We start from the raw sequence: 20,226 nt of genomic DNA on the forward strand, positions 1-20,226 counted from the left end.
CAAAAGGGGATGCCTGCAGCCTTACGGCTTGCGGGCATCCCCTTTATTCTAACTTACAAACTGTTATCTGGAGAAACGGAAGCCGCTGAACATTCTGCCGACAATGAATGCCCCGGCTCCTCCGCTAGGTATGAACAGGATCACGCCCCAGATGCCGTACATCTGCAGGCACACGACCAGCGCACAGAGAAGAGCGGCCGGCATCAGCATAATCGGCAGCGCCTTGGTGCCGGCATCCGCTTTCTGGCCTTTCGTAAACGGCAGGATGCCGATATAATCGTCGCCGGAGAACACCAGCCAGAATGAAGACAGCCAATACGCCATTAGTAATAGCAGGACGGCATAGATCGGCCATTTCAAGAAGGAAGGCACAATTGCGACCGCAATCAGCGCCACGCCGGTGAATTGCAGATACAGCTTCAGATGAGACGGATTGCGTAACAGTGCCTTAATCGCTGCCGCCGCAAAACGGGTCACCGCGTCGCGGGAACGCAGCAGCGGCTGGGACTTGCGGAAGATCCACGGCCGGTAGCGGGTCGGCCGCGGCTTGTCCAGCACGCCGCGCAGCAGCAAAGCGGCAATCCGCATCCGCTGCTTGTAATCCTCGCGCACATCGCCGAGGAAGGTGCCGCGCAGCCGCAGCCGGCTGCGGAACGCCCAGGCGCCTACGGCCAGATATACCGCCGCGGTCAGCAGCGGCAGCCAAAGATCATCCCGCCCATAGGCGCCCACGCGCACATAAATGCCGACGGTAACGGATACCGCCGGGATCAGCCGCAGCCAGCGGCGAAAACCCTGGTAGCGCACTTTAACCCGATGGCCGAGCAGCTTGACACACCAGCCGCAGGCCACGGTCAACAGCAGCAGAGACCAGGCGGCGCCAGAGGAGACTCCCTGGCTGCGGACGATAAACGGCAGCAGGACGGCGAATACGGCGGCCAGTTTGAGCGCCGTTACGCCAAGGCTGTAGAGCAGGCCGCGCCGTATCAGAGCCTGCATCCAGCGCTCCCGCTGCCGCAGGAATAAGGCATCGCCCTCCTGCAGGAACAGCAGAACGCTGCCGGACACAATCAAGTAAACCAACGGAAGCAGGAATAACGCAAAGGGCAGTTTGCCTACCCAATCCGGCAGTTCGCCTTGCCAGAAGCCGTAATAAAACCGTCCGCCGAGCAAAGCGCCGGGAATCAGAATATAGAGCAGCACCGTCCAGTCGGCGGCGGTGCGGATCATTTTCCATTGTTCATGGAAATGGGAAACCAGCCGGCGCCGGAACAGCGCCTTCCCTGAAGGAAAAGCGTATGCTCCGGCTTTCCTTGCCCTAGCCGCTTTTCCCTCTTGCCGAAGCCCGCTCATGTCAATGCGTCGAAGCAATCAAACAACGACCCCTCCGCAAGCCCCGCAATGGAGCGGATATCTTCCAGTGTACCGGTGGCAGTCATTTCCCCGCCGGAGATAAGCACAAAACGGTCGCAAATCTTTTCCGCCGTATCGAGCACATGCGTGGACATCAGCACGCCTGCCCCGCGCTCCCGCTCTGCGGCAAGCAGATTGAGGAAATCCTTGGTTGCCCGCGGGTCCAGGCCGATAAACGGCTCATCGACGATATATACATCCGGCTTGACCAGAAAGCCGAGCATCAGCATCATCTTCTGCTTCATCCCTTTGGAGAAGCCTGCCGGCAGATCATGTTTCACATGCTCCATCCCGAACTGCGCCAGCAGCCGCTCCGCCGAAGCCTCGAAACTTTCGTAAGGAAGTCCATATGCCGCTGCGGCCATGTCGAGATGCTCCCATAACGTCAAGTCTTCATAGAAGACAGGCTGCTCCGGCACATAGGCATAAGAACGGCTCTCTCCTCCGAAGGCAACATTCGCCTTGGCGTGCTTCAATAATCCGAGCAGCGTCTTGATCGTCGTGCTTTTACCGGCGCCGTTCGGACCGATAATACCGAGCAGTTCGCCGCGGCGCACCTCGAAAAAGATATCCGTAATCCGTTTGTCGCCCGCTTCATAGCCCGCTTCGTCAATCACAACGCTTAAAACAACTTCCGTATCTTCCATACAGGGTTCATCTCCCAAAATACGTATCGTAACTTCCGGCCCGCGCCGGACTTGCCCATCTATTATACGTAGGTTGGGAAGCAATCGACAATGTTCTTTTTATACGGCTGCCGATTCCGGGACGGCACCGCCGGCTTGCAGCTCTTTTTTTCCGATTTTTCCGCGTAACAGAAGGAATAATGCACCCAGCAGCGCCGTCACGATACCCGAGAGGAGAAACGCGGTAACCGGGCCCGAAGCCGTCACCAGCGCGCCGCCGATTACCGGTCCCAGAATAACCGCTGCGCTTGTCATGCTGTTAACCGTGCCGAACACCCGGCCCGTATGCGTTTCCGGCGTCCGCCGCTGCAGCATGGAGAAGAATGGAATAAACGTATAGCCTGCGCCGGCTCCTACCAGCATGAACGAGAGATACAGCACCACGTTAAAGAGCATTCCGGCAGGAAGGTTCACGATCAGGATGCCGCAGGAGGCAAAGATGAGGCCCATCAGCATGGTTCCGGCGCACATCAGCGCGAGCGGATGTTTGGCGCTGCCCAGTTTCCCTGCCGTCACCGCCGCCAGCAGCGTTCCGGCGCCGCTCGCCGCCACGCACCAGCCCAGCAGGCCGTCGCTGATGCCGGGGATTTCGCGGAACAGGACGATCAGCTGCGAGTCGGCAATTTGCACTACAAGCAGTACGGCCAGCAGCATCACCAGACCGCCCAGCACCGTCGGGATGCCGTAAATGAAACGTAATCCTTCGCCCATCTCCTGCCGGAACGTTGCTTTAGCCTTGCCGGCTTCGGAACTCCGAGCTGTTCGGTATTGGCCGATCTTGGGTAACCCCAGCAGCAAGACGGCGGAAATCAGATAAGAAACCGAATCGATGATAAAGCAAGCGGAGATGCCGGCGGAAGCAAGCAGGATGCCTCCTACCGCAGGTCCGGCAATTTTGGTCAGCTGTTCGATCGAAGAACTGATGCGCATCGCCTGATCAATGTGCTCCGGAGCGACGATTTCCTTCATCTTGCCGCTTTTGGCCGGCGAGAACATCACGTCCATCACACCTTTGACAAGCAGCAGCACATATACCTGCCATAACGAGCCGGCAAAAATAAATGCGGCAACGATGCCTACCCGGGCGATGTCGGAGCCGATCATCATCGCTTTGCGGTTTATTTTATCGCTCAAGTAGCCGGACACCGGCCCTCCAAGCAGCATGGGCACCGCCATGCACAGCGTCAGCGCCGTGATCTCCCATGGCGTTGCCTTCCAACGCAGCCCCACCATCGTCAGCAATGCAAGCATGTTCAGCCAGTCTCCAACATTGGAAATCAATTGCGCGGTAATCAGCAGCATAAACGATTTGTTCCCCGTCAGCTTTCCCGGCGTTCCCGGCACGCTTACAGTTTGATTCATGGATATCCACTCCCGTTCGAATTCATTTACCTGTATCCATAGTAAAAAAAACGCGCTCATGGAACATCCTGCCATGGCCGTAACTATGCGCGAACCCGGGACTGAACATTTTCTCCTGCTGCAGACCGATTGCGCGGGGCAAAAATATGCGCAGCCCGAGAAAAATACATAGATTCCGGAGATTGTTTGATTTTTAATAATTAAAAGTGTGCTCATTGTGACAAATCACATGTTCTTATCCCTTTGTTTGCCGTATTGTAAAGGTAACCAAGTTAAGGGAACTCTTACGATTAACGATAAAAGGGTGAGAAAGATGATACAATCCTACGAACGAGATACTCAATTGACGCTCCATTTGTACCGCGTGTTTGCTAAGTCGTTCAAGAGCATCAACGAACATGCCGTTACCGGAAGCAAAATCGAAGGCTTTAATCCGACTGCTTTCGCTGTCATGGAGGTCCTCTATTATAAGGGACCGCAGCCGATCCAGCAGATCGGCGCCAAACTGCTGTTGCAGAGCGGAAACGTCACTTACGTGATTGACAAGCTTGAGGAGCGCGGCTACCTGCAGCGCAAGCCTTGTCCAAGCGACCGCCGCGTTATCTTCGCCGAGCTGACCTCGGAAGGCGAACGGCTGATGAACGAGATGTATCCGAAATATTCGGAGCGCCTGCATCTGGCGTTCAGCGGCCTGAACGATGAAGAGAAGGAACAAATGATTATTTTGCTGAAGAAAATGGGTCTGCAAGCCGAGAAATTATCTCCGCTGCCCCGTAAATAACGCTTGTTAAACATAGACGGCCACCTGTTCTCGTTCCCGAGAGCGGGTGGCCGTCTTTTCGTTATACGCCAGCGGCGTCATTGGAGGCCGCCGGTTGCCGTTCAGGTATGCGGTCACCGCGCAGCAGCGCGTACAGCAGCACATCCTGAAAGCCCGCGGCGTTATGGCGGTATTGCCGCAGCCGTCCTTCCGGAAGGAAACCAAGCCCGGCAAACAGCGACTGCGCCCGTTTATTGCCGGGATGGCAAAACGCCTCGACGCGGTTCAGGCCCATCGTCCCGAACCCGAACGTCAGCGCAAGCCCAAGCGCCTCGCGCATGTAGCCGCGCCCCTGGGCCTCCGGCGCCAGCTCGCAGCCCAGCTCCCCGCGGTAAGCGCCGGGGAGCTGCCAGTAGTTGTAGCCGCAGCTGCCGATGACCCGGCCGTCCGGGCCAAGAATGCTCCAGCGCAGGCTGTCTTCCGTTTCGGCCAGCTGCCGGAGCTGCCGGATCAGCAGCTCTGCTTCTTCCGCCGAAGCCAGCGACGGCGCTTCCAGCCAAGGCGCCACCTCCGGGTGGCTCCAGATGGCGTACAGCGCCCCGGCATGTCCGGGCTCCATCGGGCACAGCTGTACGGCCTTTCCGGTGAGCACCGGAATCTGTCCTCCGCATCGATACACTCGTTCCAGCTCCATTCATGAAGGGTTAGTCCCCATCATTATACAATATCTTCACGCCAAAAACCGCCTGAACCCAAGCGGTGAAATCATCCTCGCGGTTCAGGCGGTTCTGCATTATAGAAGTCATACGACACTTCAGCTTGGGGTTTTTACCGGTTTCAACACTTCGCTGCACAGTACGTTCAGCTTCGTTTTAATGTCCTTGAACTCCTCGATCCCCGTGCCGGTAATGCTGAATGCTTCACCATGGGCGGTCAGGAAATTATCCTGGGTCAGGCGCTCCAGCTCCAGCTTTACTTCGCGTTCTCCGACGCGGTAATTCAGGTTCTCCAGCTCAGTCAGCGTATCGGACACGGTCAAATCCTTCTCATGTGCCATATAAAGCATATGAATACCTATGAACAAGTTCTGTACATCGGCGCGCATAGTCCACTCCTTCCGGCATGAGCCTTAAGTATAAACAACATTACCCTGCGGCCGGACGATGGAAACAGCAGGGTTCAGGCACTCCGGCGGGCGTCCTGCCATCATTTGTTCACGCAGCCGTCCGGCGGGAATGCTTGACGTATGTAAGGCTGCTGTACTATGTTGATAGTTACAGTAATTATTTACAGACTTTTGATACAGGAAGGTGATTTCCCATGTTTCAGGCCATGCCTTACGACGGAACCCGCAGCGAACGTTTCGAAGCGGTTCTGACCCAGCTCGGCGCACTGATGGAAGGCGAACCGAACGCCGTCGCCAATCTGTCCAATGCTTCGGCTCTGCTGAAATTTTCGCTGCCCGATACCAATTGGGCCGGCTTCTACTTGTATGACGGTACGGAGCTTGTGCTCGGCCCGTTTCAGGGCTTGCCCGCCTGCATCCGCATCCCGCTCGGCCGCGGCGTCTGCGGCACGGCAGCCACCGAGCGCCGTACGCTCGTCGTAGACGATGTGCACGCCTTCCCCGGCCATATCGCCTGCGATGCCGCCTCCAACAGCGAAATCGTCGTTCCGCTGATCAAGGATGACAAGCTGCTCGGCGTCCTGGATATCGACAGCCCGCTGAAGCACCGCTTTGACGACGAGGAACGCCGTTTCCTCGAACGTTTTGCCGCCATGGTTGCGGACGTTCTGTAACGGCAGGCTCTGCCGTCCCTTATAGCACTTCTCAAAAAAAGCCGCCGTGCCCGCACTGTTTCATGCGGGCGCAGCGGCTTTTTCATCCAATAAAAACACATGCATCAAAGAGGAACCGGCGTAATGTTCCAAATCTCGGCGGCGTAGCGGCTGATCGTGTTGTCGCTGGAGAACTTGCCGGAATGCCCGATGTTGATGATCGACTTCTTCAGCCATTCCTTCGGATTGCGGTACGCCAGATCGATTTCGACATGCGTCTCGACATAGTCGGCGAAATCCTTCAGCACGAAGAACTCATCGTTATTGTCCAGCAGCGAATGGTAGATTGTATCGAACTCTTGGGTTTGGCAGCAGATCGGACCGGCCGTGATAAGCTGATCCAGCACTTCCTTGATACGGCCGTCGCCGCCATACATATCGCGGGCATGGTAGCCGCCGAACTGATAATAATCCATGACCTGCTCGGCGCGCAGGCCGAACAGAAACATATTGTTGTCTCCGACCATCTCGTGCATCTCGACATTGGCCCCGTCCATCGTGCCTATCGTCAAGGCGCCGTTCATCATAAACTTCATGTTGCCGGTACCGGAGGCTTCTTTGCTGGCCGTGGAGATCTGTTCGCTGACATCGGCAGCCGGAATGATTTTTTCGGCCAGGGAGACCGAATAATTCTCCAGGAAGAAGATGCGGATCTTGCCCTTAACATCCGGGTCTTTGTTGACGACATCGGCGACGGTGTTAATCAGCTTGATGATCCGCTTCGCCAAATAGTAGCTCGGCGCCGCTTTGGCCCCGAAAATAAACGTGCGCGGCACGATATCCATCGACGGATTGTCTTTAAGCTGGTTGTAGAGATGCATGATATGCAGGATGTTCAGCAGCTGGCGTTTATAGGCATGCAGACGTTTCACCTGTACGTCGAAAATCGAATCCGGGTCGACCGGCACGCCGTGCCTTGCCTCGATATATTTGGCCAGCTTCTGTTTATTGTGCCGTTTGATCTTTGCAATCTGCTCCTGGAACGAAGCGTCCTCGGCGTATTTGATCAGCCCGATCATCTCCTGCGGGTGATGCGCCCAGCGCGTGCCGATCGATTCGGTGATCAGCGCAGCCAGCTCGGGGTTGGCATGCATCAGCCAGCGGCGGTGGGTTATGCCGTTGGTTTTATTATTGAATCGGTGCGGGTACATTTCGTTGAACAGCCGCATCTCGCGCTTCTGGAGAATCTCCGTATGCAGCGCGGCAACGCCGTTCACGCTGTGGCTGGCTACGATGGCCAGATTGGCCATCCGCACCTGATCGTCGTGGATGATCGCCATCTGGTTAATCCGGTTCTGGTCTCCGGGATATTTGGACATAATCTCCCCGCAGAACCGGGCGTTGATCTCTTCAATGATGAGGAAAATGCGCGGCAGCAGCTCGCGGACCATGCCCAGCGGCCATTTCTCCAGCGCTTCGCTCAGGATCGTATGGTTCGTATAGGAGACCATCCGGGTCGTCAAACCCCATGCCTCATCCCAGCCCAAGCCGTGCACATCCATCAAGAGCCGCATCAGTTCCGGAATGACCAGCGTCGGATGGGTGTCGTTGATATGCAGCGCCACTTTGTCCGGCAGTGCAGACAGCGGCAGTCCCAGCTTCAGGTAGGTGCGCAGGATGCTTTGCAGGCCGGCGCTGCAGAGGAAATATTGCTGCTTCAGGCGCAGCAGCTTGCCTTCGTATTGCGAATCGTCCGGATACAGGAATTCGGAGATCGATTCCACTGAACGTTTGTATTCCAGGAACTTGTGGTAATCGCTGCCGGCCAAGGAGCCCGACACCTTGGATGTCGGGGTAATCGATTCCGCACTCCAGTGGCGCAGCGTGTTGACATGACGGCTGTCGGCGCCGATGATCGGAATGTCATAAGGTACGGCGCGCACCGCCTCATAATCTTTATGCGAAAATACCAGCTCGCCGTCCACCATATCCGTCTCCACCCGGCCCCAGAACCGTACTTCGACGGCCTTGTCTTCGCGGCGCACTTCCCAGACGTTGTCGTTGCGGAGCCAGTAATCAGGCAGCTCCACCTGGTAGCCGTCCACAATCTTCTGCTCGAACAAACCGTATTTATAGCGGATGCCGCAGCCATGTCCCGCGTATTGCAGCGAGGCCAGCGAATCCATGAAGCAGGCCGCCAGGCGGCCAAGCCCGCCGTTGCCGAGGCCGGCGTCGTTCTCCACTTCCTCGACCTCGTCCAGCGAGAAGCCCAGTTCGGCCAGGCCGTCCCGCACCAGCTCCAGAATGCCCATGTTCAGCAGATTGTTGCCGAGCAGCCGGCCGATCAGAAACTCCATGGAGAAATAATAGACCTGTTTGCTCTGCTCCGTTTTGTATTTCAAATTGGTATCCGCCCAATGCCGGCCGGCACCCTCACGGATCATATTGCCCAGAATGTTGTAAGCGTCAGCGTTCGACGCCTCCTCCAGCGGCTTGCCCAGCTTCCCGATCAGCGTCTCGCGGAATACGCGTTTAAAGGTGTCTTTGTCGTTGAACAACAGCAGGTCCTCCTGACGGATGTTTATTTTAGTGTAAACTAAGGCTGAATATAGCTCAGGATCAGCCGGAACGCCTATCCGCGGCCCGGCTGATCCTGACGGTTAAATTTTGCTGCTCTTGGCGATAACAAACGGGCGTTTGTTGTCGCCCACGAGAATGCGGTCCTTGCTGAGATGGACGTCCTTATCCATAATGACGTTTTCGATGACGGCATTCTCCTCGATTACGCATTTCTGCATAATGACGGAATTGACAACTTTGGCGCCTTTGCGGATTTGCACGCCGCGGAAAATAATGCTGTTCTCGACGGTGCCGCCGATGATGCAGCCGTTGGCGACCAGCGAATTGCTCACTTCGGCGCTGTCAAGATAACGCGTCGGCGCCTCGTATTTAATCTTCGTCTGCACCGGACTCTCGCGGAACAGACTGAAGTAATTGTCTTGCTGAAGCAGCGCAAGGCTGTTCTTGTAATAGCTCTCCAGCGAATTGATGACCGCATGATAGCCATTATATTCGTACGCCGCAATTTTGAATTTATCGCGGTGCTTCTGGATGGCGTCGCGGAAGAAATACGTTTCGCCGTGGGCGATGCAGTATTCGACCTCCTCCAGGAACCGCTTTTTCTCCATGATGAAGATATCGAGGTACACGTTCGGATGATCCTTCTCCTGATGGAGACCGGTCACGAACTGCTCGTCGTTCACATCCAGCCGCAGGCACAGATCATGCTCGGGCTGAAGCTGCTCCGTCGGCTTGTAGACCAGCGTAACATCCGCGCCCTTCTCCAGGTGGAACTGGAATACGTCCTGCAGGTCCACGGTGTTGATATGCTGGCTGCCGGAGAAGACCACATATTGGGCCGATGCGCGGCGGAAGAAATCGAGATTGTTATGGTAATGCTGCAGATCGCCGAGCGAAGTGTCGGTCGGATCGTTCCAGTCCGGCGGCAGGATGAACAAACCGCCATGCTTGCGGTTCATATCCCAGCTTTTCCCGTCCCCGAGATGGTCCATTAAGGAACGGTATTTGCGGCGGACGAACACGCCCACGCTCTCCAGCTCCGCATGCATCATGTTCGACAGCACGAAATCGATCAGCCGGTACCGGCTGGCAAAAGGCACGGCGGCACCGCAGCGGAAATAGGTCAATTCATTTAATTTGTCCAGTTCATGGTCAAGATTGATTACACCCAGGAGCTCTTTCACCCCGTCCACCGTCCTCTACAGATTATATGGTTTTGGCTGCAGCTGATTTGCGTTTCTTGTTCCATTTGTCGATGAGCAGGATCTCGTCCTCGTGGTCGTCCTCGCGCCGGGATCCGATCTCCGCGTAATCTTCAATGACGGTATTTTCGCTGATGATGGCTTTATGAATACGGACGTTTTTGCCGATTTTGACTTTGGGCATGATGACGGAATCCGTGATGATGCTGCCTTCGCCGACCTCTACCCCGTAAAAGAGCACGGAGTGCTTGACTTCGCCGTAGACGGTGCAGCCTTCGTTGATGATGCAGCCGCTAACCTTCGCTCCGGGAGCGACGTATTGCGCCGGCTGGTTCGGGTTGCGGGTAAAGATGCGCCAGTCCGGATCGTTCAGGTTGAGCGGCGGCGCGTCGCTGAGCAGATCCATATTGGCCTCCCACAAACTCGTTACCGTGCCCACGTCGCGCCAGTAGCCTTCGAACGGATAAGCATAAAGCGAGCACCCGTCCGCCAGCATCATCGGAATGATATCCTTGCCGAAATCATGCGAAGAGCCTTCGTTCTCCCCATCCTCCAGCAGGTGCTTGCGCAGTACCTCCCATTTGAATATGTAGACGCCCATGGAAGCCAGCGTGCTTTTCGGTTTGGACGGTTTTTCCTCGAACTCGTATATTTTCAGATTTTCTTCCGTATTTAAAATGCCGAAGCGGCTCGCATCCGCCAGCGGAACGTCGATGACCGAGATCGTGCAGTCGGCGCCGCGGGATTTGTGGTACTGTAGCATCGCGTTGTAATCCATTTTGTAAATATGGTCGCCCGACAGAATCAGCACATGCTCCGGGTCGAATTGATCGACGAATTTCAGATTCCGGTAAATGGCATCGGCCGTGCCGAGATACCAACTGCTTCCGTTCTCGCGCTCATGGGGCGGCAGCACGTATACCCCGCCGTTCTTGCGGTCCAGTCCCCAGTCGCTGCCTACGCCGATATACGAATGCAGCACCAGCGGCTCATATTGCGTCAGCACGCCGACGGTGTCGATGCCCGAATTGGAGCAGTTGCTCAGCGGGAAGTCGATAATGCGGTATGTCCCCCCGAAATAAACGGCAGGCTTGGCCAGCGACTTGGTCAATCCCTTCAACCTTTTCCCCTGGCCTCCCGCCAACAGCATGGCCACCATCTCTTTTTTCTTCATGGAAGAGCCTCCTCGACTTATGGGTAATAAAGCGTGAATAAATGAGATTGAATGTTGCGGAAAAAGAAGTCGGTCATCAGAAGTAACGTGAAAAGAAATGTGTCAGATCAGACAGGAAATGAACAAGGCTTGGAACGGGGGAAAACGGACAGGATTAGGATGGCTTTCCGGATCTGGAGAGGTTTCTCAAACCCGGTTCGTACCCCTATTGTAAAGGCTTATCTGGCCTTCGTCAAAACCCTTTATTATCCCCTTTAAACATGAACAATGTGTATCCAATTCATTAACCAATCCGGGCGCAATCGAAAAAACGGAGCCGGTAAAAATGCAAAAAAAGCTTTTGCGGCGCCGGATCTTCAGCTAACGTTCATTTTTTTGTGTCATAATAAAGCTACTCGCAAAGCGGAGCTTCCTCTTTGGAACCGAAAACCAGCATATATATTTTATTTAAATACACGGAAAAAATGACGGAGGTTATGGCTATGAAGGCCCCCCAAGGCGTACGCCTGCTGCTTGTAGACGATGAACCGCATATTCTGCAGTTTCTTGAGCTTGGATTATCCAATGAAGGTTTTGATGTAATGACCGCCGGTGACGGGCCGTCCGCGCTCGCGGTTGCCGCCGATTTCAAGCCGCATGTCGTCATTCTCGACGTGATGATGCCCGGTATGGACGGCTTTGAGGTGTGCCGCTATCTGCGGGGTGAAGAGAACGAAGTTGCCGTCATTATGCTTACGGCCAAAGATGAAGTGGATGACCGCGTCAAAGGCCTCTCCATCGGAGCGGACGATTATATGGTCAAGCCGTTCAGCTTCGACGAGCTGCTCGCCCGGATTCAGGCCCGGCTGCGCAACCAGTTCCCGGGCCTGCTCGGCGAGGTGCGCTGCGGCCCGTTCCGGATCGACGGAAGACGCAAGGAAATCCGCTTCAGGGACGAAGTGCTCGAGCTCTCCCCGACCGAATACGAACTGCTGCAATACCTGGTGCTTAACCACGGCCTGGTGCTCAGTAAGCCGATGATTCTCGACAAGGTGTGGGGTTACGATTTCGGCGGCGAGGAAAATATCGTCGAGGTCTATATCCGCTCCCTGCGAGAGAAGCTCGGGGACAAAGAGCATAAGATCATCCGCACGCTCCGCGGCGCGGGCTACCGGGTGGATCTCGTATGACCTCCCGGCTTAAAGGCCTCCTTCGCCGGTTCCCGGCCCTCCGCTCGCTGCGCAGGCAGCTGCTGACCATCTCGCTGTTGATTTTGTCGGTTCTGCTGCTGCTGATCGGTGTGCTGCAGTATGCGCTGATGCGCAATTTCACGTACAACAACCGGGCGGAAGCGATGGAGACGCAGCTGCATTCGGTCCCCCGCGAGCTGTATTTTGGATTATTGGCCATGCCGGAAGGTACAGTAACGCAAGGAACCTCAGGCACGGAAGCGGAGGGCGAGGCGACGGAAGGAACTTCGGGGACAGGAAATGGGGCTATGCAAGGGAAGCCCGATGGGAAATCAGGGATCAGCGATTCTCCGCCGGCGTCGGCCGGGTCGTTTGCCAATAACGGGAATACCGGTGGTGCAGGCTCCGCCAATCCCGGAAACCAGCGCTTCCGCGGCGACCGCCGGCCGCTGCTGTTGGATGCCCACACCACTATCGCCATCTACAGCAATGACGGCAAATTCCGCGATTTTCAGGAGGAGACGCTTTCGGAGTCGGCTGCGCCGCGGCTTTCCGCGGCTGAAGTCTCTAAGCTGCTTTCTACCGTTACTGAAAAAGCCAGCGGAAATTACAAGCTGATTACCGCGCCGGACGGCAAACAGCACCTAGCCGTGTTCATGAGATTTTTCCGGCCGGACGAAGGCAAAATTCTGGTACAGATGTCCGTCGAAACGGCGCCGCTGCGCGACGTCATCCTCCGCCAGCTGCTCATCTTCGTCCTCTTGTCGGTCGTAGCCCTGCTGGCCGGATTGTTCCTGTATCTTCCCGCGCTGCGCAAGACGCTGGTCCCGCTCTCGAAGATGGGCCAGGCCGCGCAATCCATCGACGCAGGCAATCTGGACGTGCGATTTCCCGAAGATCAGGGGCAGACCGAGATCGACATGCTGTCCCATTCCTTTAACGGCATGCTGGAGCGGCTTGAGTTTTCGTTCCGCAATGAACGTGAAGCGAAGGAGCAGATGCGCCGCTTTGCGGCAGATGCTTCACATGAGCTGCGGACGCCGCTGACTTCGATCCACGGTTTCCTCGAGGTGCTGCTGCGCGGGGCTGCGGACAACCGGGAGCAGCTCTACAATGCGCTGAACAGCATGCACGGAGAGTCAAAACGGATCAACAAGCTGGTCGAGGATCTACTGCTGCTTGCCCGGATGGACGGTGCGCCGCAGCTTCGGCTCAAACAATCGGCGTTCGGCGACATCATCGCGGAAATGCAGCCGCATCTGCTGGTATTGGCCGGCGAACGCCAGGTGACGTTCAAAATCGCGCCTGACCTGACCGGCTGGTATGATCCCGACAAGCTGAAGCAACTCATTCTGAACCTGTTCCAGAACGCGGTGCAGCATACGCATCCCGAGCAGGGAGTTATCCATATCTCCCTGCTGCCCAAGGGCGCTTTCGCAGAGCTGATCGTCCGGGACAACGGCTCCGGCATCGCCGCCGAGCATCTGCCGCATCTGTTTGACCGCTTCTACCGCAGCGATCCGTCGCGGGCACGCAAATACGGCGGTTCAGGCCTTGGCCTCTCCATTACCAAATCGATCGTCGAGGCGCATGGCGGAGAGATCAGTGTGGAGAGCAAGCCGCAGCACGGGTCGCTTTTCCGCGTGCTGCTGCCGCGCCTCGTCGATTCGCAAACGGGCGCAAAATAGGGTTATAATGGGACTATTCCATTTGCATTCAGGAGGAATCGTCCATGTATGAAATCGCCATTATCGGCGCCGGCCCGGCCGGAGCCAGCGCAGCGCTGTTCGCCGCCAAAGCGGGCAAAAAGACGCTGCTGATCGACAACGACAAAGGGATGACCCGCAGAGGCTGGTATGAGAACTATTACGGCATCGCCGAAATCGGCGGACCGGATCTCGTCGAGACCGGCCACAAGCAAGCCGTCAAATTCGGGGCCGAGTTCGTCAGCGATCAGGCTGTCAATCTGGTGCGCGGCGAAGAAGGTTTTGTCATCGAAACGGAAAGCGGTACCTCCTTCGAAGCCAAATACGTCATTCTTGCCACCGGCGTGCTCAGCGACCTTGCGGCCAAAGCAGGCGCCGAGACCAAGGACGGCACCGAGCCGAGAATTAAAACCGTGGCCGTCGTGGACGCCCAAGGCCAAACCAACGTACCCGGTCTCTATGCTGCCGGAACGCTGGCCGGGGTCAGCGTGCATGCGATCATAACCGCCGGAGACGGCGCCAAGGTCGCCATCAACATTATCAGCGAGCTCAACGGCGCAAGATATGTGGATCACGACCTGCTGAAAGCGTAAGCGAGTGGCTGCGGGCGTGCGCGAATCGCTAGGAACGTGAGCGAATGGCTTTCCGCATCCCGCGGCTTCAGCACTGACCGAAGGCAAAAGGAGCCGACCTATCGTCATGAAATGACGGTTATGGTCGGCTCCTTTGCATTTTACGGCAGGCTGCTGGACGCTACGTTGTATTTGGTGCAATCGATCGGGCGAAAACACGCTTTTTTCTTGCCGCGTTGTATTTAGGACAATGGAATTTGGGTTTTCGGGCATGACCACCCACCATCTGAGGAGCTAAAATTTGAGACAAGTTCCCTCCTTTTGTGATGTGGTGTGGTAACTACCACTTTAGGAGGAACCAATTTTTTGTGTAAGACTATTTTTCCAATTGTCCTTCCTATGTTAGCTTTGGCGAAATGTACTGCTAATTTACGCTTAACGGACCTGAGAGCCGTTATTTCGCCCAAAACGCGTATTGAGTGTACCTTGCGGACCTGAGAGCCGCTATTTCCCTCCAAATGGCTAATTTCCAGCGTTATTGAAGGCAATAACGGCTTTGGTGTCCGTTATAGCGGGAAATAGGCCTATTTCCCGCAAATAGCGGCGCTTATGTCCGTTAGGGTGGGGGATGAAGGAGCGATTTGCAATTGCATACGCCCATGTTGCCCAAGCAGACGGTCACGCGCCGCGTCTAAGCGCATGGTTTTGCACACCGTTAATGCTTGAGCGAAGTGGTTGTGTACCGAATGCCTTTCTTCCAAGCCATTCCAACGTAAAAATTGACCACTACCATCTGAGAAGCAAAAATTTGAGATAAATGTGAGACAAGCTTCCTCCTTTTGTGATTTGGTGTGCAAATCCCCACTTTAGGGGAAATTAACCTTTGGCATTTGATTTTTTCTCAACCGTTTTCCTATGTCAGCAGAAATTTGAACCCTTTCGGGGCTGTTCTGCTGTATAAAACACAATGAAGCCGAAGGATTATCCTTCTTCCGTTCTAAAAAGCAGAGCAGCTGCCTCCCGTAAAGGAGTAGCTGCTCTGCTTTTTTGTATAAAGGCTCGTGCGCGATGTACCCTTTCGGAAACATATGTCCTGCATGGAGTCATGTACCCTGCGCCAAAAGGATTCAGCGCGTGCACGGATTACATCCGCGGCAAACCCCCTATTCCAGTAAGCCGTACAGCGCCTGTGCCGCTTCCGCGCGGGTCAGCGTCGCCGCCGGGGCAAACCGGCCTGCGCTGCGCCCCTGCACCAGCCCGAGCGCGGATGCGCTTCGTACCGCATCCGCCGCCCAAGGCGCGGCCTGAGCGAGGTCCGCGAAGGCCGCGGCGCTTGCGGCGGGACTGCCCGCGGCGCCGCCATGTTGGTACGTGTATGCGCGCAGCAGCATCACGGCCATCTCCTGGCGGGTAAGCGTACCCGCCGGATCGAACGTCACGGCGCTGCGCCCCGTGACAATGCCCGCCCCCGCGGCTGCGGCTACCGCATCCGCGTACCAGGTCCCTGCCTTCACGTCGGTGAAGGCAGAACTGGCGCTGCCGGCGCGGAGCCCCAGCAGCCGGGTCAGCATCGCCGCGAATTCGGCGCGCGTGACGTCCCGGCCCGGCTCGAACGCCGTGCCATTGCCTGCGGCGATGCCCTTCGCGGCCAGCGCCCGCACGGCGCCGTGTGCCCAGTGGCCCGCCGGAACATCGGCGAAGCCGCGTTCCACGCTCAGCACCGCATAGGTGCTGAAATGCCTTACCGGCGCCGAGACTTCATCGCCGTTCCAAGCGGCACCGATGTAATCCAGGCTGCCGTCCGCCGCGATGTAATAAATGCCGGTCACATCGCGGTCTGCCCCGGCTGCCGCCCGGAGCGTCAGCGTCAGCGGCTGGTCGAAGGCGGCGATGTGCTCCGCCGCTGCTCCTGCCTTCTCCAGCGACAGCGAGAAGGTGTAGGCTTCCCCGGCGGAGGTTACGCCGGTCATAGTGCGGCCGGACGCCCCGCGCTCCAGCAGCGCTGCGGCATCCCCCGCGGTAACCGGCTCGGCCTGGATGACGAGCGCGGCATTTGCCGCTGCCGCACGCTGGCCGAGCGTCTGCATCAGCGCGGCGGGCAGCTCCAGCGTAAAGCTGCCGCCGTCCAGCGCGACCGTCTGCCCGTCAATCGCGGCCAGCGTTTCCGCGGGCAGGCGCACGGCTCCGGTTCCGGCGGGCACCGCCAGCGAAGCGGTGCCGCCGGAGACGGCTGTCGCCGCTTGCGCCGCGGTGACCGTGAGTGTCTTCGTCCCGGCGGATTGCCCCGCCGGATTGCCGGAGCTCACGTTATCACTGCCGCTTGTACTGCCGCCGCTATCTGCCGCGGCGATCGGGACGCTTATGCTGCCGGCCGATGCCGGCGCCGCGCTGTGCAGCGCGCTGTCCACCAGCTTGACGTTCTTCAGCGCCAAGGCCGCCGTTCCGGCCGCCTTGGCCCGGAACGTCACCGTCAGCAGCGCTGCGCTGCCGTCAATGCCTGCCGTCTCCGCGCCGACCAGCGTATGCGCCAGCTTCAGCGTCCCGGCCGGACCGGATGCAGGCACGCCTAACCCCTGCGATCCGTAAAATGCCGAGACATATTCCAGCTTGGACGCATCATAGTCCATTTCAAACTCATAAGCGTAAACATCCGCTAAACGGTCGCCCTTCACCGTAACGGTCAGCTCGCTCCCGACCTTGCCGGCCGGCGCGCTCAGCGACAGCACCGCGCCGGCCAAATCCGGCGTACCGTCTGTAACCTGAACGGCATCGCTGCCGCTGCCCGCCGCGGCGGCGGTCCCAATGCCGCCCGCCACGCCTCCGGGCACCATCAGCAGCGCCGCAAGCAGCAGCAGAAAAGAACGCCTTCCCGCTTGTGTACCTGCTCTTCTCATCCTCTGTTCTCCTCCTTGAACTGCCGACGGACGGCCAACTCCGCGACTCCGTGTGCGAACCCGGCAGCATGTGTCCCGTAATCCTGTCCTGCAAGCCATCCAGCGTCATCCCCGCCTCAAATCATCCCGGAACTTCTTGGATTGACGATGAGATCCAGGACACCTGCTGCCGTCGTCGTTATCTGATTAAAATTTCCCAGGTATCTTCTTCGCTGTAGCAGCCAGATCCAGGATGTCGATCTTGCCGTTATGGTCGGCGTCGAACGGCTTGTAGAGATACCAGTCTGCGCTGCTGTCCGTTTGGCCATAGGCCTTGGAGACATTCGCCAGATCCTTAATCGTTACCGGAGCACCAAGCGTATCCAGTGTATACGCGGAAGCCAGATACGTCTGAACCGCAGCATTCAGCTTCGTTACGGCGGCGTCGACGGCCGCCTGTCCGGCCGTGGTATCGGCATTCGTCGTTTTGGCCTCGTTGATGGCGTCAGAAAGCGCCTTACGCGTCTCGGTTGAATACCCGCCGAGGAATGCGCCTTCTTTGGTAGCGGCCAATTTGGCTTCCGCTGCCGTAATGGCTGCCGCCAGCGCTGTTTTATCTGCCTGCGCCGCGATCGTTACCGTCGCCGTTGCTCCGGCAGCCGAAGTCACGCTGTCGCCGTCCGATACCGAAACGTTCGCCGCCTCTACGGACGCTGCGCCGCTGGCCGCATTGGCTTTGGCTTTAAAGGTCAGCTTCAGCAGCGCCGGCTCATTCGACACGGTACCGCCGGTTGCCGCAAGCACAACATAAGCTGCGCTCTTGTCGGTGTTTACCGTCTGCTGCACCACTTCAAGTCCGTTCAACTGGGATTTGGCTTCGACGAATTCCAGCTTGGCCGGATCGTAGCGCAGCGACATCTCCGCGGTGCGGAACGGTTTTTCCAGGCTGCCGAGGCCAAAGGTCAAATCGAACGAGGAACCCGGATTCACCGTGCTGCCTCCGCCGTTCAATGTGCTTGCAGGCTGGGTGGCACGGATCAGCTCGAAGTCATCAATGTTACCCCATATTTCCTTGGGCGCTTCCACATCAAATCCGATCGTTACTTGCCCGTTGGTTACCACGATATTATCGACCGTGTATTGACGCCATACATTCCAGCCAGTATTGACGGCATTCGCGTAGGCCGCATCGCCGCCCGACCCTTCCGCAAACAGACGCAGTTTGGTCTCGCCGCCTCCTCCCGAAGCCCAAGCCTTCAAGGTGTAGACGCCGTTCTCCAACCCCGTAACCGTCTGGGACAGCTTGTAGGCATAATCCGACGCGTACCAGTAGTTAAAGGACTTGCTGCCAGCATGAGCGTTATTCGCTGTGCTATCGATTTTCCCGGCCGCCGTACCCGTAACCGTCCAGTTTGTCATCCCGCTTTCGAATCCGGGGTTCAGCACGACATTCTGGCTCGCCAGCACTTTGATGGCGATCGACGCTTTTTCATCCAGTCCGTCCACCTTGCCCTGCAGGGTAAATTGCCCTGCGCTGCTCAGTTGCTCCGGCGCGATGGCATCCCAGGTCACGGGCGCCTGCTGGATGCTGCCGTCGTTGTACAGCACGCTTGCCGTGGCAGGCAGCGTCGGCGCGACGCCTTTGACTGTCGTTACGCCTTCGGAGGCATACACCTTGATTGGCGCTGTCGTGATATCACCCGGCTCAAATTCGAAAGCCTCCAGCGAAGGAAGCGCGTTGCCCTTGAAATCGAACATCGCCTGGTTCTCCCAGCCGTTGACGTCGCCGGACTTCCAGCCTACGCCGGACAGCCAGGCCGGCTCCCAGTAGAACGCGCCAAGCCCTTTGCCGCCGTCGACATGCGCGACCGTGTTCAGCACCGTCTCGGTCACGAGCTTCTGGTTTTCGACCGAAGCCTCAAAGCCCGCGGCCAACGTTTCGTTCGCCCCGGCAATGTTGCCGCCGGCGTTGTCGGCGTCGTCCAGCGTAAACGGATAGGCCGTTTCGGCCACTACCACTTCCTTGCCGTAGCGGCTGACCATGTCGTTCATGTTGGTTTTAAGCTGCTGGAACGTACCGTGCCAGTACGGATAATAGGACAAGCCGATGACATCGTAATCGAGGCCCTTGTCTTTAGCCTGGTCGAAAAAGCTGCGGAATTTCGCGTTGTTGCCGCCCTCGGCCAGATGCAACATGATTTTGGTCGTCTGCCCCTGCGGCGTCGTATCCCGTACCGCCTGGATGCCTTCGGAGAGCAGCGCGGCCAGATTGTCGAAACTGCCCACCGCGCCGTCCGGCAGCAGAATGCCGCTGTTGATCTCGTTGCCTACCTGCACCATATCCGGATAAGCGTTTTCATCCTTCAGCGCATTCAAGACTTCGGCCGTGTAATCGTAGACCGCCTGTTTCAGGTCGGCGAAGCTCAGGTTCGTCCAGGCCGCAGGCTTGACCTGCTTGCCGGGGTCGGCCCAGAAGTCCGAATAGTGGAAGTCGACAAGCAGCTTCATGCCCGCCGCTTTGATCCGGGGCGCCAGCTCGAGCAGCTTCGCCTTGTTGTTGTAACCGTCCGATTCGGTCGGGTTATTCCAAACCCGCAGCCGGACGTAGTTGACTCCATGCTCCTTGAGAATCGCCAGAAGATCTTTCTCCTGCCCGTTCTCGTAATATTTCAGTTCTTTGTCCTCAATTGCCTGGAGAGTAGAGATGTCCACTCCTTTGATGAACGTGTTCGGGTCGGACAGCACCGCGGCGGCGTTTGCCTGCCGGGCAGCTCCCGGAGCCCAGAGTGAAAGCGTTAACAAAAATGCCATGACGAGCATAAAACCTTTTCGTTTCCGGTTGGCCCGTTTCATCGTCAATAGATCCCCCTTCCATAATTTCTCTACCATTGTAGGGCAGAAACGCGCGTGCCCGACAGCGAGGCAAACAACGAATCCTTATATACGTTCA

At 57.3% G+C, this 20,226-nt stretch carries 15 protein-coding genes; 5 read left to right on the forward strand and 10 right to left on the reverse strand.

The features are described from left to right. Positions 1-63 precede the first annotated feature (63 nt). The 3 genes from BMW84_RS22620 to BMW84_RS22630 form a co-directional block, all read right to left on the reverse strand. Positions 64-1,371: an ABC transporter permease gene (locus tag BMW84_RS22620; protein ID WP_139209677.1), complete on the reverse strand. Its 1,308-nt coding sequence runs from the start codon at positions 1,369-1,371 to the stop codon at positions 64-66. Beyond that, positions 1,350-2,060 carry an ABC transporter ATP-binding protein gene (locus BMW84_RS22625; protein WP_091072416.1) on the reverse strand — a complete coding sequence of 237 codons (711 nt, stop codon included), beginning with the start codon at positions 2,058-2,060 and terminating at the stop codon, positions 1,350-1,352. Before BMW84_RS22625 ends, BMW84_RS22620 begins: the two co-directional genes overlap by 22 nt. Before the next feature lie 99 nt (positions 2,061-2,159). Continuing rightward, the gene (locus tag BMW84_RS22630; protein WP_091072417.1) at positions 2,160-3,461 is read right to left on the reverse strand and encodes an MFS transporter; all 1,302 of its coding nucleotides are present in this window, start codon (positions 3,459-3,461) and stop codon (positions 2,160-2,162) included. 313 nt (positions 3,462-3,774) lie between these two features. On the opposite strand from BMW84_RS22630, the gene BMW84_RS22635 reads away from it, so the two are divergent. Continuing rightward, positions 3,775-4,242, forward strand: a complete 468-nt coding sequence (locus BMW84_RS22635; protein ID WP_091072420.1) for a MarR family winged helix-turn-helix transcriptional regulator — start codon at positions 3,775-3,777, stop codon at positions 4,240-4,242. 61 nt (positions 4,243-4,303) lie between these two features. Here the strand turns inward: BMW84_RS22635 and BMW84_RS22640 are convergent, their stop codons facing one another. Next, positions 4,304-4,873 carry a GNAT family N-acetyltransferase gene (locus tag BMW84_RS22640; RefSeq protein WP_175499006.1) on the reverse strand — a complete coding sequence of 190 codons (570 nt, stop codon included), beginning with the start codon at positions 4,871-4,873 and terminating at the stop codon, positions 4,304-4,306. A gap of 162 nt (positions 4,874-5,035) precedes the next feature. After that, complete coding sequence (locus BMW84_RS22645) at positions 5,036-5,326, reverse strand: hypothetical protein (RefSeq protein WP_091072424.1); 291 nt, start codon at positions 5,324-5,326, stop codon at positions 5,036-5,038. A gap of 215 nt (positions 5,327-5,541) precedes the next feature. Here BMW84_RS22645 and BMW84_RS22650 point away from each other — a divergent pair, with 215 nt between their 5' ends. Then, on the forward strand, positions 5,542-6,021 hold the full coding sequence (locus BMW84_RS22650) for a GAF domain-containing protein (RefSeq protein WP_091072427.1): 480 nt from the start codon (positions 5,542-5,544) through the stop codon (positions 6,019-6,021). A 104-nt stretch (positions 6,022-6,125) separates the two neighbouring features. Here the strand turns inward: BMW84_RS22650 and BMW84_RS22655 are convergent, their stop codons facing one another. The 3 genes from BMW84_RS22655 to BMW84_RS22665 form a co-directional block, all read right to left on the reverse strand. After that, entirely contained in the window at positions 6,126-8,558 is a 2,433-nt protein-coding gene (locus BMW84_RS22655; protein WP_091072430.1) for a glycogen/starch/alpha-glucan phosphorylase, read from the reverse strand. A gap of 102 nt (positions 8,559-8,660) precedes the next feature. Continuing rightward, positions 8,661-9,764, reverse strand: coding sequence for a glucose-1-phosphate adenylyltransferase subunit GlgD (gene glgD / locus BMW84_RS22660; protein ID WP_091072434.1), 1,104 nt, complete (start codon positions 9,762-9,764; stop codon positions 8,661-8,663). A gap of 22 nt (positions 9,765-9,786) precedes the next feature. Further along, on the reverse strand, positions 9,787-10,956 hold the full coding sequence (locus tag BMW84_RS22665; protein WP_091072436.1) for a glucose-1-phosphate adenylyltransferase: 1,170 nt from the start codon (positions 10,954-10,956) through the stop codon (positions 9,787-9,789). 482 nt (positions 10,957-11,438) lie between these two features. Here BMW84_RS22665 and BMW84_RS22670 point away from each other — a divergent pair, with 482 nt between their 5' ends. From BMW84_RS22670 to BMW84_RS22680, 3 genes are read left to right on the forward strand one after another with little or no spacing between them, the layout of a single operon-like run. Next, on the forward strand, positions 11,439-12,125 hold the full coding sequence (locus tag BMW84_RS22670; RefSeq protein ID WP_091072622.1) for a response regulator transcription factor: 687 nt from the start codon (positions 11,439-11,441) through the stop codon (positions 12,123-12,125). Further along, positions 12,122-13,813 (forward strand): sensor histidine kinase, encoded by a 1,692-nt coding sequence (locus BMW84_RS22675; protein WP_091072438.1) that lies wholly within the window; start codon positions 12,122-12,124, stop codon positions 13,811-13,813. The genes BMW84_RS22670 and BMW84_RS22675 overlap by 4 nt, the downstream gene beginning before the upstream one ends. A gap of 44 nt (positions 13,814-13,857) precedes the next feature. Then, positions 13,858-14,424, forward strand: coding sequence for an FAD-dependent oxidoreductase (locus BMW84_RS22680; RefSeq protein WP_091072441.1), 567 nt, complete (start codon positions 13,858-13,860; stop codon positions 14,422-14,424). A gap of 1,142 nt (positions 14,425-15,566) precedes the next feature. Here the strand turns inward: BMW84_RS22680 and BMW84_RS22685 are convergent. Then, entirely contained in the window at positions 15,567-17,297 is a 1,731-nt protein-coding gene (locus BMW84_RS22685; protein WP_175499007.1) for an S-layer homology domain-containing protein, read from the reverse strand. A 186-nt stretch (positions 17,298-17,483) separates the two neighbouring features. Next, positions 17,484-20,129 (reverse strand): glycosyl hydrolase 53 family protein, encoded by a 2,646-nt coding sequence (locus tag BMW84_RS22690; RefSeq protein ID WP_254773120.1) that lies wholly within the window; start codon positions 20,127-20,129, stop codon positions 17,484-17,486. Positions 20,130-20,226: the final 97 nt, after the last annotated feature.

Origin of the sequence: Paenibacillus sp. NFR01 (genome assembly GCF_900111565.1) — a bacterium.
Taxonomy (GTDB): Bacteria; Bacillota; Bacilli; order Paenibacillales; family Paenibacillaceae; genus Paenibacillus_AQ.

Excerpts from the sequence above, each read along its gene's own strand:
- BMW84_RS22625 (WP_091072416.1), bottom strand. The coding sequence starts at position 2,060 with ATGGAAGATACGGAAGTTGTTTTAAGCGTTGTGATTGACGAAGCGGGC.
- BMW84_RS22630 (WP_091072417.1), bottom strand. The coding sequence starts at position 3,461 with ATGAATCAAACTGTAAGCGTGCCGGGAACGCCGGGAAAGCTGACGGGG.
- BMW84_RS22635 (WP_091072420.1), top strand. The coding sequence starts at position 3,775 with ATGATACAATCCTACGAACGAGATACTCAATTGACGCTCCATTTGTAC.
- BMW84_RS22645 (WP_091072424.1), bottom strand. The coding sequence starts at position 5,326 with ATGCGCGCCGATGTACAGAACTTGTTCATAGGTATTCATATGCTTTAT.
- BMW84_RS22650 (WP_091072427.1), top strand. The coding sequence starts at position 5,542 with ATGTTTCAGGCCATGCCTTACGACGGAACCCGCAGCGAACGTTTCGAA.
- BMW84_RS22665 (WP_091072436.1), bottom strand. The coding sequence starts at position 10,956 with ATGAAGAAAAAAGAGATGGTGGCCATGCTGTTGGCGGGAGGCCAGGGG.
- BMW84_RS22670 (WP_091072622.1), top strand. The coding sequence starts at position 11,439 with ATGAAGGCCCCCCAAGGCGTACGCCTGCTGCTTGTAGACGATGAACCG.
- BMW84_RS22675 (WP_091072438.1), top strand. The coding sequence starts at position 12,122 with ATGACCTCCCGGCTTAAAGGCCTCCTTCGCCGGTTCCCGGCCCTCCGC.
- BMW84_RS22680 (WP_091072441.1), top strand. The coding sequence starts at position 13,858 with ATGTATGAAATCGCCATTATCGGCGCCGGCCCGGCCGGAGCCAGCGCA.
- BMW84_RS22685 (WP_175499007.1), bottom strand. The coding sequence starts at position 17,297 with ATGAGAAGAGCAGGTACACAAGCGGGAAGGCGTTCTTTTCTGCTGCTG.
- BMW84_RS22690 (WP_254773120.1), bottom strand. The coding sequence starts at position 20,129 with ATGAAACGGGCCAACCGGAAACGAAAAGGTTTTATGCTCGTCATGGCA.